We start from the raw sequence: 15,755 nt of genomic DNA on the forward strand, positions 1-15,755 counted from the left end.
AACTCACTCACCAATTAATTCATTGTAACATGAACCCATTATTACATTATTCCCTTCAATCCTTATTTCATTAAACTAAAATGAACAAGCGTTTTTTCTGCATCGATGCCCATACTTGCGGTAATCCAGTAAGGCTGGTAGCTGGGGGCGGTCCAATATTAGTAGGTGCCCATATGAGTGAAAAGCGACAGCATTTCCTCAGAGAATTCGACTGGATTCGAAAGGGATTAATGTTTGAACCACGCGGACACGATATGATGTCGGGGAGTATTCTTTATCCACCATCTGACCCTGCAAATGACATCGGGGTATTGTTCATCGAAACCAGTGGTTGCTTGCCCATGTGTGGTCATGGCACCATCGGTACAGTGACGATTATGATTGAGGAGGGTTTGGTTCAACCTAAAATTCCTGGACAGCTAAAGCTAGAAACGCCAGCGGGAATCGTGAAAATTGAATATCAGCAAGAAGGGAAAAGGGTGACTTCGGTAAAGCTGACCAACGTGCCCGCTTATTTGGCAAAGGAGAATATCGAAGTAGAATGCCCTGATTTAGGAATGCTCAAGGTGGATGTGGCCTATGGGGGAAACTATTACGCCATTGTCGACCCTCAAGAAAATTACCGAGACATGGCCGATTACACCGCCATGCAACTGATTGGTTGGAGTTTGAAGGTTAGAGAACGCATCAATGCCGAGCATAGCTTCAGTCATCCTGAAAACGATACCATCGGTGGCTTAAGCCATGTGCTTTGGACAGGCGCTCCACTTCAACCTAATTCTACGGCAAGAAATGCCGTATTTTATGGAGACAAGGCCATCGACCGATCTCCTTGTGGCACAGGCACTTCGGCACGAATGGCACAATGGGCAGCCAAAGGAAAACTTCAAAAAGGAGATCAATTCGTTCACGAAAGTATTATTGGCAGTCAGTTTACTGGAAAAGTAGAAGATGTAGTTAAATTAGGCGCGTATTCGGGTATTGTTCCAAGCATTGAAGGTTGGGCCAGAATCACAGGATACAATACAATAGTAATTGATGACGATGATCCATACGCCTATGGTTTTCAGGTGATTTAGAAGATGGAAGCGAAAAAAGTAATTGTGATTGGTGCAGGGATTGTAGGTTTGAGCACCGCCTATTTCCTTCGTAAACAAGGGGTAGAAGTCACCGTAATCGATAATACCGATGGCAGTAGTAACTGCTCTACAGGGAATGCTGGATACGTTTCGCCCAGTCACCTTATTCCACTGGCTTCACCTGGCATTATCAGTCAAGGCATCAAGTGGATGTTCAACCCTGAAAGCCCATTTTATATAAAACCCCGGCTCAACCGCGACCTGATAAAATGGGGCTTACTTTTCAAGAAATCAGCAACGGCCATTAAATCGCAAAGTGCTGCTCAAGTGCTTTATGATCTTACGGTACAAAGCCAAAGCCTCTATGAAAAAATCATGGAGGAAGAAGGAATTGAAGCGGGTTATAAAAAACCCGGGCTTTTGATGATCTGCAAGACCGAAAGTACCCTTCACCATGAAATTGAACTGGTAGAACTAGCCAAATCTTTTGGGCTCGAAGCCGAAGTCTTGAGCCGTACAGAAACCGAGTCCATGGAACCAAATGTCCAGTACAACATGGCTGGTTCCGTTTATTTTGGTTGTGATGCGTGGATGACGCCCAATGTGTTCATGCGCGAATTCAAGCAGAAGTTAGAGCAAATTGGAGTTAAGTTTCAGTACAATACTCAACTCAATAGAATTATTCATAAAGCGGGTAAAATCGATAGAATCATTACTTCAAAAGGTGAATTTTCTGCCGATGAATATGTATTGGCCGCTGGGTCATGGTCGCCATTGCTGATGAAGCAACTTAAGGTAGATATTCCTTTGCAGGCAGGAAAAGGATATAGTTTCACTCTTCCTACGCCTGTTGCCATGCCGAAACTCCCTTCCATTTTGGTGGAAGGAAGAGTAGCCACCACCCCAATGATGCATGGGCTCAGAATTGCGGGTACAATGGAAATTGCCGGCACGGGATTGAACATCAATGAGCGAAGGGTTCAAGGGATCATCAAATCGGTAAAAGAGTTTATGCCTCAGTTTGAAGCACAGGATTTTTCTCAAATTGAAACTTGGGCAGGGTTGCGCCCGTGTACGCCAGATGGTCTGCCATACATTGGCCGAACAAAGAAATACAAAAACCTATTGGTGGGCACAGGCCACGCCATGCTCGGCTTTACTTTAGGGCCAATTACTGGACATATGCTCTCGGAAGAAATATTGGGTAGGAAGCCATCAATTGTGTCTCCTTTACTAGATGTTGAGCGGTTTGCTTAAAACACAAATCATTGTCCGCACTATCCCTTCTTACGGAATAGTGCGGACAAACAACACAAACCTAATTCGTAAAGCGATAATTAATTTGGAATTGTAAGCAAAAGTGCATTTTTTCGCTCTGGATTCATTTTTGACTTCAATACAGTACTCTCCCTAACACGATTTAGTTGCAATTCAATTTAGAAGTAAATTCAATTCTATGGGAAAAACCGTAGCAATCATAGGCTCTGGTGTAGCTGGTTTGGCTTGTGCCATTCGCTTAGCTGAGAAGGGACATATCGTATCTGTTTTTGAAGCAAACGCTCACCCAGGAGGAAAGCTAACTGAAATTCAATTGGGGAATTATCGCTTTGATGCTGGGCCTTCATTATTCACATTACCAGAAGAAATTGAAGCACTTTTTGAGCTGCATGGCTTGGATACTAAAGCATACTTTGATTACAAAAAACTTGATACTACCTGTAAATACTTCTACCCGGATGGTACCGAGATCAATGCTGTGGCGGACATTGAAGCCTTAAAAGAGGAAATCTATCAAAAAACAGGAGAGCCAAAGGAAAACATTGAGAAAGCGCTTAGTAAAAGTGCTTTTCTTTATTCATCTCTATCACCTCTGTTTATGCATAAGTCATTGCATAAACTAAGTACATGGGTAAGCAAGTACGCGTTCCGATCCTATGGTAAGCTATCTAAATTCAGTTTTAATAGCACCATGAATCAGGTAAACAAAGCGAGATTCAAAAGTGAAAAAGTAGTACAGCTATTTAATCGTTATGCTACTTATAATGGCTCGGACCCTTACCAAGCACCAGGCACAATGAACATCATTCCTCATTTAGAATTTGGGATAGGCGCCTATTTCCCAACTCAAGGAATGCATGACATCACCCAAAGCCTTTACACCTTGGCAAAAAAAGTGGGTGTCAAATTCCTTTTCAATACACCAGTCAGTAAGATTACTTTACACAAAGGGCAAGCCAAAGGGATAGTTACTAAATTTGGCTTTCATAAAATGGATCGGGTAGTAAGCAATATGGATATTGTAAACACCTATGAAAAACTGTTAAAAGGCGAGCGCAAACCCACAAAGCTTATCAATCAGCCCAAGTCAAGCTCTGCGCTTATTTTTTATTGGGGAATCAAGAAGAACTTTAAACAACTCGATCTTCATAACATTTTCTTCTCAAATGATTATGAAAAAGAGTTTCAGCATATTTTCAAAAAGGGAAGTGTTTATGAGGACCCTACAGTTTATGTAAACATCACTTCAACCCAAAAGCAAGATGACGCCCCAGAAGGCTGTCAAAATTGGTTCACCATGATTAATGTGCCAAATAATCAGGGGCAAGATTGGGAAGAGGTAATTAAAGAGGCCAGAAAAAATGTACTGAAAAAGCTCTCAGAACAATTGGGTGAAGATATTGAGTCTTTGATTGAAGTAGAAGACATTTTGGATCCAATAAAAATTGAAGTTCGCACCTCATCTACACAAGGTGCACTCTATGGGAATAGCTCAAATAATAAGTATGCTGCATTTTTGAGGCATCCTAATTTTTCAAAACAGATCAAAGGACTGTATTTCTGCGGTGGAAGCGTTCACCCGGGTGGTGGAATTCCATTATGCCTATTATCAGCAAAAATTGTAGCCAATAACTTTGAATAGTTAGTTTACGGTAACCAAAGTGGAGTCCGACTGTTCCTCTAAATTCTTCGCAAACAAAGTTTTGTATTGATCATACCTTTCCAAAATCCTCATAACGTAATTCACTGGCTCATCTCCTCTACAATACCCAAACCGAACAACTGGATCGGTATAGAATTTCTCGGTGGACTTGGCAATCAAATATTCCGCAACATTACCATCCCAAACCTGAGGATCCTTTCCATATTTCTTCGTCAGTTTTACGGCATCCATTACATGGCCTTGACCCACATTGTAAGATCCCAGCACAAATTTTAGTCGTTCCTTAGGGTCGGTCACTTTATCAGCCCAGTAATCTTCTAGCCATTCCAAAAACTCAGTTCCTGCCTCTATACTTTCCTCAGGGTTGAAAGGGTCTTGAACATTAAACTGCTCAATTGAAATGTCTGTGAGCTGCAAAAGGCCTTTTGCTCCTGCCCAAGACTCCACTTCCGGATCAAACTTTGATTCTTGATAGGCCAAAGAGGCTAACATCACCCAGTCCACGGAAAGGTTTTCAGCAGCCGATTTAAACAGTTCATCATAAGGCGAAATCATGGTTCCTCCAACCGAACTAAAGTCACTCTGTGCTCTTAAATTTTGCGTTTTTCTATACTTGAAGTAGCGATCATAAATCATATTAAAATCTGGTGTCGATTTCACTTCATCCAACCAATGATTTATGGTGTCTTTTAAAACTGGCGCATTTTTCCGTACTGCCCAAGCTATTTTCTGAGGAAAACTAATGGCGGTTTCCACATCCAAATCAGGGTAATAGGTGGCATTAATCATTGCGATATCTTCATCTGCAATGGTGTATTCAATCTGACCTTCTGCTACTTTTTTGATCAGTGACTCGGTGTCCATTATGGCAACGTCTTCGAGGATAATTATATCTTCTCCAATTTCATTGGAGAGGTTCTCGAGTCTTTCAGAAAATGAAGATCCTTTTCGTGTATGAACTTCTTTCCCCCCTAAATCTAGAGGGTTTCTGATCATACTTTCTTCAATATCGTGGAGTTTCATTTTTCTCCAACCTTTTGGTTTGCGCTGTACTAACACCTGTCTTACCTCAGTATGATTATCTGTAAATGCTACGCGCTCGGTTCGTTCTTTAGTCACAGTTAAGTGGTAGGCCATCACGTCTGCTGCCCCTGTATTCAACATAAAGAATGCTTCATCAATGTCAGAGGTAAGTTTAATTTTGAGGTTAAGACCCAAGTCAGAAGCCATACGTGATAGCAAATCATACTCATAGCCCATAGGTTGGCCTCTGTAAATAAAATACCCCGTAGAACTATTATCAACTACGGCAGTAAGGGTGCCTCGTTCCTTAATTTCATCAAAACCAAGATTAACTGGCTCTGCACGTAATTCGGGCATGGTAGCTTCACCACTGTTTGTGGTCGCACTTTTTCGACACGATGTAAGTATAAGAAGCACTGAAAACAGCACCATAAAAATCACTAACGACTTTCTTTTTATCATATTCTCTCCTGATGGTGAGCAAGAACTTAAACCAGCCTAAGGGGCAAATCGTTCAAATTCGATTAGATAAAATACTTAAGAAAAGTTTGGAATCAAAGCCAGTAAGCATTTATCAACTACTTCACGTTTCCTCCTGAAAGTCTTTTAAGCTCGATTTCAGACAATTTAACATTGTATTGAGAAGTAATTTTTCTGATTTCGGCTTGGACCAAATTAATTTGGGCTTCCCGTAATTCTATAGCCGTTGAGTTACCCACTTTGAACCTTTCGAGTGCTATATCATAGTTTTCCTTGGCCACTTCAAGGTTTAACTCCTCAAGTTGATTTAGGCGGATATTGTTTCTATAATTCCCATATACCTTACGAACATCAGACTCTAGAGACTGCGTAAGATCACGAATTTGAAGTTCCGTCAACTCGAGTTGAATTTGAGCGTTTTGCTCTCTTCGTTTTAAATCAAAGCCATTGAAAATATTAAACGAGAGTCCTGCACCATAGTTAAAACCCGTTGAAAGGTTACTTAACACTGCCCCCGCATCAGAATTTCTATCATTGTAAGTATAGCCGAAGTTTAAGCTCACACGTGGGAATTTTTCAGCATTCAATTCCTTCATTTGAAGGTAATTTATATCCCTGTTTCGTTGCGCCCTCACCACGGTAGGGCTATTCAAGTTGGCGTCAGCAAGTACTTCATCCAAGGCTATTGAACTATCGAAAGAAAAGCCAGAAGTGATTTCGTAATCGTTTTCTAAGTCTTGACCCAATAGTCGATTCAATTCTAGTTTTACATTACGGATTAACTCTTCTTGGATTAAGAAACTAGATGAATCTGAGTTATAATCCACTTGTGCCTGAAGGTATACTAACTTAGAGGCTTTACCCACTTCGTATCGCGTATAAGCCAGTTCTAAGCGCTGTTTACTCAAATCTAGTGCATCTTGAAAAACACGGGCTCGTTCTTGTTCCAGCACCACTCTGTAATAGGCATTAGAAATAAGTGCGATGTTATTTTCTATCTGAATTTGAAGATCATCCTCTCCCAATTGGGCTTGTGCCTTCAGTCGGTCTCGGACATGAAACATCCCTAAACCATCAAAAACTGTCCAGTTTAAAGTTGGAGAAATATTGAGGTTATTGGTCTTGGCATCTTTAATCTCTCTCGTTTCATTACTATTGGCCAACTGTTGCGTAACATCTGTATTACTAAAAGATTTATTCGCGGTAATTCCAAAAGTAGGCAGCAATGCACCATAACTCATATCAGAATTATTGGCACTAGTTTCGGCCGATTTTTTTGAAATCTTAATCGACAAGTTATGTTCAAGGCCCAACTGAACCGCCTCAGCAATGGTCAATGGTTCTTGTGCACTAACTTTTACTAAGGCAAAAAAGAAGAGTACTAAAGCTATTTTCATTTTCATAATCAGGCAGTCGTTCTAGAAAGTCTACTTTTTTTACTGGAGAAATAGGTATAGACAGCGGGAATCACAAAAAGGGTCAATATCGTAGAGAATATCAATCCGCCAATAATCGCCACTCCCATCGAAACCCTACTTTCAGCCCCTGCACCAAGCGCCAAGGCTATTGGTAAAATCCCTAAAATGGTAGAGAGAGACGTCATAAGGATTGGTCGGAAACGTGATTTAGCAGCATCCAAAACTGCATCACGAACACTTAACCCATCTGCCTTTCTTTGATTGGCAAATTCTACAATTAAAATTCCGTTTTTAGACACCAAGCCCACGAGCATAATGATACCGATTTGACTAAAGATGTTTAGTGACTCTTCGTATCTCCAAATCACTAGCAATGCGCCTGCTAAAGCAAGAGGCACTGTAAACATGATAATTAATGGATCAACAAAACTTTCAAACTGAGCGGATAACACCAGGTAGATCAAAATCAAAGCGAAACCAAAAGCAAAATAAAGACTGTCTGCACTGTCTCTAAACTCGCGTGAAGTTCCAGCTAAATCGGTAGTAAATGATTCATCCAATACCTCTTTAGCAATGGCATCCATGGCATCAATTCCTTGGCCCGTTGTTACCTTTGGCGCTAAGCTAGCCGAAACAGTAGCTGCAGCAAACCTGTTGAATCGATACAGCTGCGGTGGCGAACTATTTTCCTCTAGACTCACAAGGTTATCCATCTGAATTAATCTTCCGTCAGACGACCGCACATACAGTGCTTTTAAATCCAATGGATCATTTCGGTTATCCCGATCCACCTGACCTATAATTTGATATTGTTTACCATCTAAAATGAAGAATCCAAATCTTTGCCCCGCCAAACCTAATTGCAAAGTCTGGGCCACATCTCTTACTGAAATACCCAATGTTCGTGCCTTCTCTCGATCAATTTCAATCGTGATTTCTGGCTTGGTGAATTTCAAGTTCAAATTAACAAATGTAAACTCTGGAGAATCTTGCGCTTTAGCCATAAACTCTGGTAGCACTTCTTTCAATTTCTCCAAATTAGGCGCTTGAATCACATACTGTACTGGGAACCCACTACTCCTTCTACCACCAATAGTGGCTGGCTGAGAAAGTGAGGTTCTTGCTTCCGTATACTGCCCTAAAATAGGTGTAAAGTCGTCCATAATTTGTTGTTGACTCCTTTCTCGTTCAGAAGGATCCTTCAACATAATCGTAATCCTTGCTGAGTTCATTGAACTGTTTCCGAAGCCAGGTGACGTAATAGTTATCAAAGCTTCCTTTTCGGGAATGTGCTTATCGACAGCACTGATAATACTATCAACGTATTGATCCATGTATTCAAAAGTAGCCCCTTCTGGCCCTGTCGCATTCGCACTTAATGAGCTTCTATCTTCCAAAGGAGCAATTTCTTCCGGAATTCTATTTCCCGACAAAAAGAAAGCGATCATCCCTGCAGAAAGCAAAATGATTACAAATGCCATCCACCTGATGTTCATAAAGGCATCCAGAGAATTGTTATAACCTCGGTTAAGGCTCACAAAGAAGGGCTCTGTCTTGCGATAGAACCAGTTCTTTTTCTCGGTTTTTCTCAAAAGCTTGGCACTCATCATTGGGGTGAGGGTGAGTGCAACAAAGGAAGAAATCACAACGGCTCCAGCCACCACAAGTCCAAATTCCCTAAAGAGACGCCCAGTAAGTCCTTGAAGGAAAATCACTGGCATAAACACAGCCACCAAAGCCACAGTAGTAGAGATTACCGCAAAGAAAATTTCATTCGTTCCTTTAATGCCTGCCTCTTCAGGCTCCATTCCACCTTCAATTTTGGAATAGATATTTTCCAGCACCACGATGGTATCATCCACCACCAATCCAATGGCCAGTACGATCCCTAAAAGCGTGAGCACATTAATAGAGAAGCCAAAAATGTACATCACGAAAAACGCTCCGATCAATGAAATCGGGATGGTCATTACAGGAATAAGGGTCGTTCTCCAGTCACGTAAAAAGAGGAAGATAATTACCACCACCAGTGCAAAAGCCACAATAATGGTTTGTTGCACTTCATTGATGGACTCTCTAATATATTCTGTGTTGTCAAAGCCCATTCCCAACTCAATATCCGCAGGAAGGTCCTTTTTGATCAATTCAATTCTTTCGTAAAAATTATCAGCTATTTCGATACTATTCGACCCTGGTTGCGTCACTACCGCAATTCCCACCATTGGCACCCCATTTCTCTTCAGAATGGTTCTGTCATTTTCTGGAGCAAGTTCAGCCCTACCAATATCCCTAAAACGAACAATTGTTCCTCCGTCTTCTTTTACAATCAGGTTATTGAATTCCTCTGGAGAATTAATCCTTCCTATCGTTCGCACTGCGATTTCGGTACTTGTTCCTTCCACAGCACCTGATGGTAATTCTACATTGTCCCGGCTTACAGCGTTTTGAACATCTAATGGGGTAAGCTGGTAAGCGGCCAGTTTATCAGGATCCATCCATAAACGCATTGAATATCGTTTTGAACCCCAAACCTGAACTGAGCTGATGCCTTGAATGGTTTGTACTCGTTCTTTAAAAATATTTTCGGCCAATAGCGTAAGGTCAAGGAGGTTCCTTTCTTTACTCGCAATGGTTAAAAAGATAATAGGGCTGGCATCGGCATCGGCTTTACGCACGGTTGGAGGCTCTACATCAGGCGGCAAACGCCTTACTACTCCAGCTACTTTATCACGAACATCATTGGTTGCTGCTTCTAGATCAACTCCTAGATCGAATTCCGCAGAAATGGAGCTCCCTCCATCACGACTTGTTGAGGTCAGTGTTTTGATACCTGCAATACTGTTAAGCGCTTCTTCAATGGGTTCCGTGATCTGCGCTTCAATAATCTGCGCATTGGCACCAGAGTAACTTGTAGAAACAGAAATTACGGGTGGATCTACACTCGGAAATTCACGTACTCCCAAGTAGCTAAAACCAATAACTCCAAAAATCACAATGATGATATTCATCACCATGGCAAGCACTGGCCGCTTGATACTGATGGTTGATAAACTTGACATACTTTATTGTGTTAAAGATGAAATAGAAATAGCAGACCCTTGTCTTATCTCTAATAGTCCAGAGGTAATTACCGTGTCTTGTGGGCTGAGCCCTTCCAAAATTTGAACAGAACTTTCGGTTCTAAGTCCAATTTTCACAGGCACAGCTTGAGCTTTCCCTCCATGAGCTACGAATAACATGTGCCCGTTGAGTTCAGGAATCACAGAAATGGCTGGCACCATCAATGCATCGTTTACCGATGACATGATCAATTCGATTTTAGCAAACTGACCAGGCAAAAGCTTACCCTCTTCATTACTAGAAATCGCTCTCATTCTTAAGGTTCTAGTGTTTTGATCTATTTGAGGTTCGAAGGCGTAAACAGTTCCCTTAAAAACTTCTGTTGACGTTTCTGTTTCAAACTGAATAACATCGCCAACACTCACAATTGATGCGTATTTACCAGGAATGGCAAAGTCGATTTTAACAGGATCGATACTGTAAAATTTGGTGATTATAGTACTGTTTGTGATGTATGCTCCTTCACTGATTTCTCTCAACCCTAAAATACCATCAAAAGGCGCGATGATGGAAGTTTTAGCCAATTGAGCTTCAACCACTTTAATGTCGGCTTCTATGGTATTCAGTGTTGTGAAGGAAATATCATATTCTTCTTGACTGATGGCTTCTTTGTTTAACAAGAGTTTTTGTCGGTTTTCGCTGCCAACTGCCAGCTTCTTACTGAAACGTAACTTCTCTAGTTGCGCCTGAAGCTCATCGTCTTTAAGGCTTACCAACAATGTTCCTTTCTTTACCTTTTGGCCTTCCTTAAAATGAACTTTGGTGACTAAGCCAGACACTTCACTTTTAAGCTGGATAGATTCGTTGGGTAAAATTGAGCCCGTAACCTTAATCTTATTTTCTAAAAGCCTTGGCGTAACTACTACGCCACTGACTGGAAGTGCAGATTTTGCCCTTGATGCACTTTGTGCCGAGGCTTCTGCACTTGAGTTACTACCCGTAATTTCATCGATTCGAGGGTAAACTGCCCATGCAGCCACCGCCAAAATGATTATCAAGACTACAATTATTCTTGATGTTTTGCTCATTGTAATAAATAGTTAGGATAAGGAATGTGTTCTTATAAACTCTATTGAAAGCTTATTAAATTCTTCGGGTTGCTCAACGTTGCACACATGGCCGCAGTTATCCAATATATTCAACCACGCATTTTTATGATGTGAAACTAACTTGTGCACTTGTGGAAGGAACATATAGTCTTCATCTCCCATTAAATAAAGGGTTGGAGCTGTTGTTTCCTTCTCGTTAAAATATTTTAATAATGGGTTGATGTTATTTGTCAACTTGAACCATTTCATAAATTCATGCTGACAAACTCTTTTTGCTTGCCCAATAAATAAGTCTCGCGATTCGGCATTTCGTTTCCTTGGCATAATGATCCATGCAAACAGTTTATAGAGCCACATAAATGGAACAAACCTTTTTAGGGCATTGCCCACACTCACCAAAAACTTGGATCTTATATTTAAGCGAGTCACCGCACCACCTAAAATAAGCGTTTTAACCCGCTCGGGAGCGATTTCACAAAGTGTTCTAATAATTATTGTACCTAAGGATATGCCTACAAAGTGAGCACTCTTGATCTTCAGGTGGTCCAATACTTCAAGAATATCTTTACTTATATTTTCAAAACTATGATCATTTGAAAAGTACCTCTGGAACGCTTCCTGAGATTTACCATGCCCTCTCAGGTCAATCAATAGCACATTAAATTCGCTTTTGAAGCTTTTGATCTGACGGAACCAAATGGAAGAACTCCCACCAGCACCATGGATAAAAGCGACCCATTCGTCAGACTGATTATTTCGATATGTTTTATAATAGAGCAAGACTTCGCAATTAGAGACAAAACTAACTCAAAGGTTTAATTTTTGTTCAACCGTTTGAAAAAGTTAATTTCTAAAAGACATAAAAAAACCGCTTTCGAAATGGAAGCGGTTTTTTAAATATTTATGATTACGTCTTACTGAACTTTTACCCAAGCTCCATTAGAACGGATCAAGTGCCAATTTTCAGTGGCATTAGATCCATTGTATACTGAGATGGAAACTAAATACTTTTGACCATCTGTTGTAATGAACCCACCGCTGTTCAATAAGAACGCTAAGGCTTCTATTACTTGCTCATCAGTCCATGAAGACCCTCCACCAGTTCTGCTGAAGTTACCATAATTACTCAAGTTATCTCCTCTTGGAGTACCAGCGAACTCAGCACCAATGGCAGTGTAATCAGCAGTAGTAAGTACATACTTAATAGTGTTATCAGGAACCCAAGTAGTGCCATCATGACCTAACTGAAGTGATTTTGCTGTAACATCCTGAATTCCAACCCAATTTGAGCCGTTAAATTCATAAGCTACTAAGAAGTCCTCGTACACTCTAGAACCGCCACTTGGCACATAAGTATAAGTAAATACAGAAGTTCTTAAGTCACCTTTATCGGCAAATGGATATAATTTATCAAGCAACTTAGCTGTTCTATCTCTACCAGTAGTTCTGCTATCAAAATTATTGAAGCTCTGCCCCATAAATCTGTAGTCATCCTGAGTTGGCAGATACGATACATACCAAGAACCTTCAATTTTAGCTACTTTACTGGTTCTAGTTCCAGTAGTTGAACCATCGTAGTATTGATAGGTAATCGTTACCAAATCCTCATTAACAGCATTAGGGTATTTGAACTTAACAGCAGCAATAATATCACCTTCATCGTTAAAATTACCGAAACGTTGCCCTAGGTCCGTGTAGTCCTGTGCAGACACTGTAAAGCTATAGGCATGGTAAATTTTAATTGGATCGTAGTAATTATAAGTTACTAATGCTGAAGAACCCTTTCCTAAATGACCATAAGCCTTTTTAAGAATGATAGGAATAAATGTACTTGGCTCATCTGGAGCATCAAAGTTTTTATAATTAGCAATGTTTGCTCCTCCGGTCTCATCTTCTACCAGTTCATAGTCATCATCAGATAAAGTAATTACTAAATCAGCTGAAATATCCGTATTTGACGTGGCGTCCAGTTCATCGTACACATCATCAAGTGGATCACATGACACTAAAGCTAGAGCTAATAATGCCACCATATATTTTAAAGAAAGTTTGAAGTTCATAACGTTTCTATTTAATGCTTAAAATTTAACTCTAATTCCGGCTGTCCAAGTTCTACCTTGACCAAACCATACAGACGCAGTTGCTGCATTGTGGTCTGAACCATCAATGGCATCCATGATATACTCAGTATCTAATACGTTATTCACGTTACCGAATAGAGTAGCATCAAAATCTCCGAATTTGAAATCATATTTCAATCTTAAATCAAGAGTGCTAAACGCAGGTGCTTTCCAAGCTTGGGCGGCAGTTCCACCACCTAGATCAGATGTTTCACGGCTCAAAGGATCAAACTGGGCATAAAGGTTTGAATAGTAATTATAATCAAGAGACACTTTAACATCTGGCACTAAGAAATACTCAACACCAAGGGCTGCAGTAGTTTGTGCAGCATCTCCTACTTTCAAACCAGCAATATTCAAATCAAAAGGGTTACCAATTGGGGTTTGTCCTTCAAAAACTTGAACATTAGATAAGTCATTTTGCCACTCGTTATCCTGAAGCGACAACATACCTGTTAATCTAAAGCTTGTAGTTGGCTTGTAAACAAAATCAAACTCAGCTCCTTGATGAACAGCGTTAACTCCTGTCAGGTTAGCAAAGTAATCTCCACCGTTGGTGCTTGGAAGACCTTTAACAAAAGCTCTGTCTTTCCACTGTGTTCTATAAACGTTAACATTTGCAGAAAATGCACCTGCTCTATATCCGTAACCCAATTCATAACTCAAAATTTTCTCATTAACCGCATCAGGGTTAACATCGTTTTTGAAGTTCTGGAATACGTTATCAAAAATTGGTGCTTTTTCGAAATAACCAACATTAGCAAAAACATTATGATTAGCAGTCAAATTGTAGTTAACACCACCTTTTGTTTGGAAACCAATAAAATTTTGGAAGTCAGACTCTCTAGCTGGATCAGAATCTAAGTAAACGAAATGATCAATTCTCTTATAACCCGTATTTGAGATCGCACCTGAGAAGAAAGCAGTCAATTTATCTTTTGAATATTCTAATTGACCAAATCCACCAGTCCAGTTCACAATACCGTCATTGTAGTAGCTGTACTTGTCACCAACTTTAACCGCTTTGTTTGGGTTATTGATGTCTGAATCATCTAAGTAGTAATCAGCTCCCAAAAGGTTAGTTACCTCTCTGAAGTGAATACCTTTGTATGATCTTAAATCAAGACCAGCTAAAAGTGTTAAGTTAGAGTTCAACTCTGTAGAATAAGTACTCAAAACACCATACCATTCGTGATCGTTTCTTGAAGCTCTCAAAGCATTAGTAGCACTTCCGTCAACATTTTGCTCGTTTTCAGTAATAAGAGCACGGAAATCAAGAGGGCTATATTCTCCAGCAATTCTTGGAGCACTACTAGTACTGAAACCAAGGCTACCGCCTCCTCCACCAGTTCCTTTAGACACGTAAACGGCCGTAGACAGTTCTGATTTTTCGTCAATTGTCCAGTAGTGGTTTAATGAAACCTGTGGCTTGTGGTAAAAATTATCTTCTACAGAAAGTATCTCTCCATTTAGAATACCGTAATCAGGGTTAGAAGTCAACTTGTTTGGAGCATTTCTCCAATAGTTGATTGATTTACGAGATTCTCTCTGCCCGTGCTTCTGTGGAGCACCAAAACCAGTCAAAGAAAGGATATGATTATCATTGATCTTCTTAGTTACATTGAAAAAGTAGTTGTAACCTTCAAACCAAGTTCCATCTACAAAACCATCACCTGTTGTTTTGGCAGCAGCTAATGAAACGGCCCAATCAGTTTCTGTTAAACCTGTAGAAACAGCAAAAGAAGTTTTCTTATAGTTGTTATTACCTGTAGCAAATGAAACGTTTCCACCTTCAGTAGCATCAGTAGTTTTAGTCAAAATGTTGATTGTACCACCAATAGATGGCACAGCTACTTTAGAAGCTCCAAGTCCTCTTTGAACCTGCATAGAGCTTGTTACGTCAGTTAAACCAGCCCAGTTAGACCAGTATACTCTTCCGTTCTCCATATCATTAACAGGTACACCGTTAATCAATACAGCAACGTTTTCAGCATTAAAACCTCTAATGTTAACTCTAGAATCTCCAAACCCACCACCAGACTTAGTAGCATAAACACCTGGAGTAGATTTCAAAAGCTCAGGAAACTCCTGATTACTTGCTCTTTCAACTATTTGACCTGCATTGATTGTAGAAATCGCCACAGGCGTTTTTCTTTCAGTCGCTACAGATGCAATTACCTCTACTTGACCCAAACCAAGAGTAGTTGAAACCAAATTGATATCCCCAAGGTCAATATCTTGACTTACCTCTCTAGTGATTTCAATTGTTTCAAAGCCGATAAAGCTAATCTTAAGGGTTACATTTCCTGACAACCCAGTAACTCTAAAGTTACCATCCACATCAGAGGTAGCTCCTCTAGTGGTACCTACAATAAAAATGGTTGCGCCATACACGCCTTCTCCATTTTCTGAATCAAGCAACCGTCCTTTAACGGAAGCCGTACCCTGACCGTAAGCAAATGTGCTAACAGCCACAAGTGCAAAAGCCATAATACTTCGAAGTAATGATCTTTTCATAAACGAAA

At 40.3% G+C, this 15,755-nt stretch carries 10 protein-coding genes; 3 read left to right on the plus strand and 7 right to left on the minus strand.

The annotated features are described in order from the left end of the window. The first annotated feature begins 80 nt into the window (after positions 1-80). The 3 genes from VOI17_RS16265 to crtD all read left to right on the plus strand — a co-directional run bounded on the left by VOI17_RS16265 (position 81) and on the right by crtD (position 3,999). A complete protein-coding gene (locus tag VOI17_RS16265) occupies positions 81-1,079 on the plus strand; it encodes a 4-hydroxyproline epimerase (protein WP_323758283.1) in 999 nt (332 codons plus the stop codon). Positions 1,080-1,082: 3 nt separating this feature from the next. Next, entirely contained in the window at positions 1,083-2,336 is a 1,254-nt protein-coding gene (locus VOI17_RS16270; protein ID WP_323758284.1) for an NAD(P)/FAD-dependent oxidoreductase, read from the plus strand. A gap of 199 nt (positions 2,337-2,535) precedes the next feature. Then, the gene (gene crtD, locus VOI17_RS16275) at positions 2,536-3,999 is read left to right on the plus strand and encodes a 1-hydroxycarotenoid 3,4-desaturase CrtD (RefSeq protein ID WP_323758285.1); all 1,464 of its coding nucleotides are present in this window, start codon (positions 2,536-2,538) and stop codon (positions 3,997-3,999) included. On the opposite strand, the gene VOI17_RS16280 is transcribed toward crtD, so the two are convergent. The 7 genes from VOI17_RS16280 to VOI17_RS16310 form a co-directional block, all read right to left on the minus strand. Next, positions 4,000-5,505, minus strand: coding sequence for a transporter substrate-binding domain-containing protein (locus VOI17_RS16280; protein WP_323758286.1), 1,506 nt, complete (start codon positions 5,503-5,505; stop codon positions 4,000-4,002). A 116-nt stretch (positions 5,506-5,621) separates the two neighbouring features. Continuing rightward, on the minus strand, positions 5,622-6,926 hold the full coding sequence (locus tag VOI17_RS16285) for a TolC family protein (protein ID WP_323758287.1): 1,305 nt from the start codon (positions 6,924-6,926) through the stop codon (positions 5,622-5,624). A gap of 2 nt (positions 6,927-6,928) precedes the next feature. Further along, positions 6,929-10,000 carry an efflux RND transporter permease subunit gene (locus tag VOI17_RS16290; protein WP_323758288.1) on the minus strand — a complete coding sequence of 1,024 codons (3,072 nt, stop codon included), beginning with the start codon at positions 9,998-10,000 and terminating at the stop codon, positions 6,929-6,931. 3 nt (positions 10,001-10,003) lie between these two features. After that, on the minus strand, positions 10,004-11,089 hold the full coding sequence (locus VOI17_RS16295; protein WP_323758289.1) for an efflux RND transporter periplasmic adaptor subunit: 1,086 nt from the start codon (positions 11,087-11,089) through the stop codon (positions 10,004-10,006). Between the two features lie 12 nt (positions 11,090-11,101). Beyond that, positions 11,102-11,890: an alpha/beta hydrolase gene (locus tag VOI17_RS16300; RefSeq protein WP_323758290.1), complete on the minus strand. Its 789-nt coding sequence runs from the start codon at positions 11,888-11,890 to the stop codon at positions 11,102-11,104. 134 nt (positions 11,891-12,024) lie between these two features. Then, positions 12,025-13,170 carry a hypothetical protein gene (locus VOI17_RS16305; RefSeq protein ID WP_323758291.1) on the minus strand — a complete coding sequence of 382 codons (1,146 nt, stop codon included), beginning with the start codon at positions 13,168-13,170 and terminating at the stop codon, positions 12,025-12,027. A gap of 18 nt (positions 13,171-13,188) precedes the next feature. After that, positions 13,189-15,747 carry a TonB-dependent receptor gene (locus VOI17_RS16310; RefSeq protein ID WP_323758292.1) on the minus strand — a complete coding sequence of 853 codons (2,559 nt, stop codon included), beginning with the start codon at positions 15,745-15,747 and terminating at the stop codon, positions 13,189-13,191. Positions 15,748-15,755 lie beyond the last annotated feature (8 nt).

Origin of the sequence: Roseivirga sp. (assembly GCF_034669765.1) — a bacterium.
Classification (GTDB): Bacteria; Bacteroidota; Bacteroidia; order Cytophagales; family Cyclobacteriaceae; genus Roseivirga.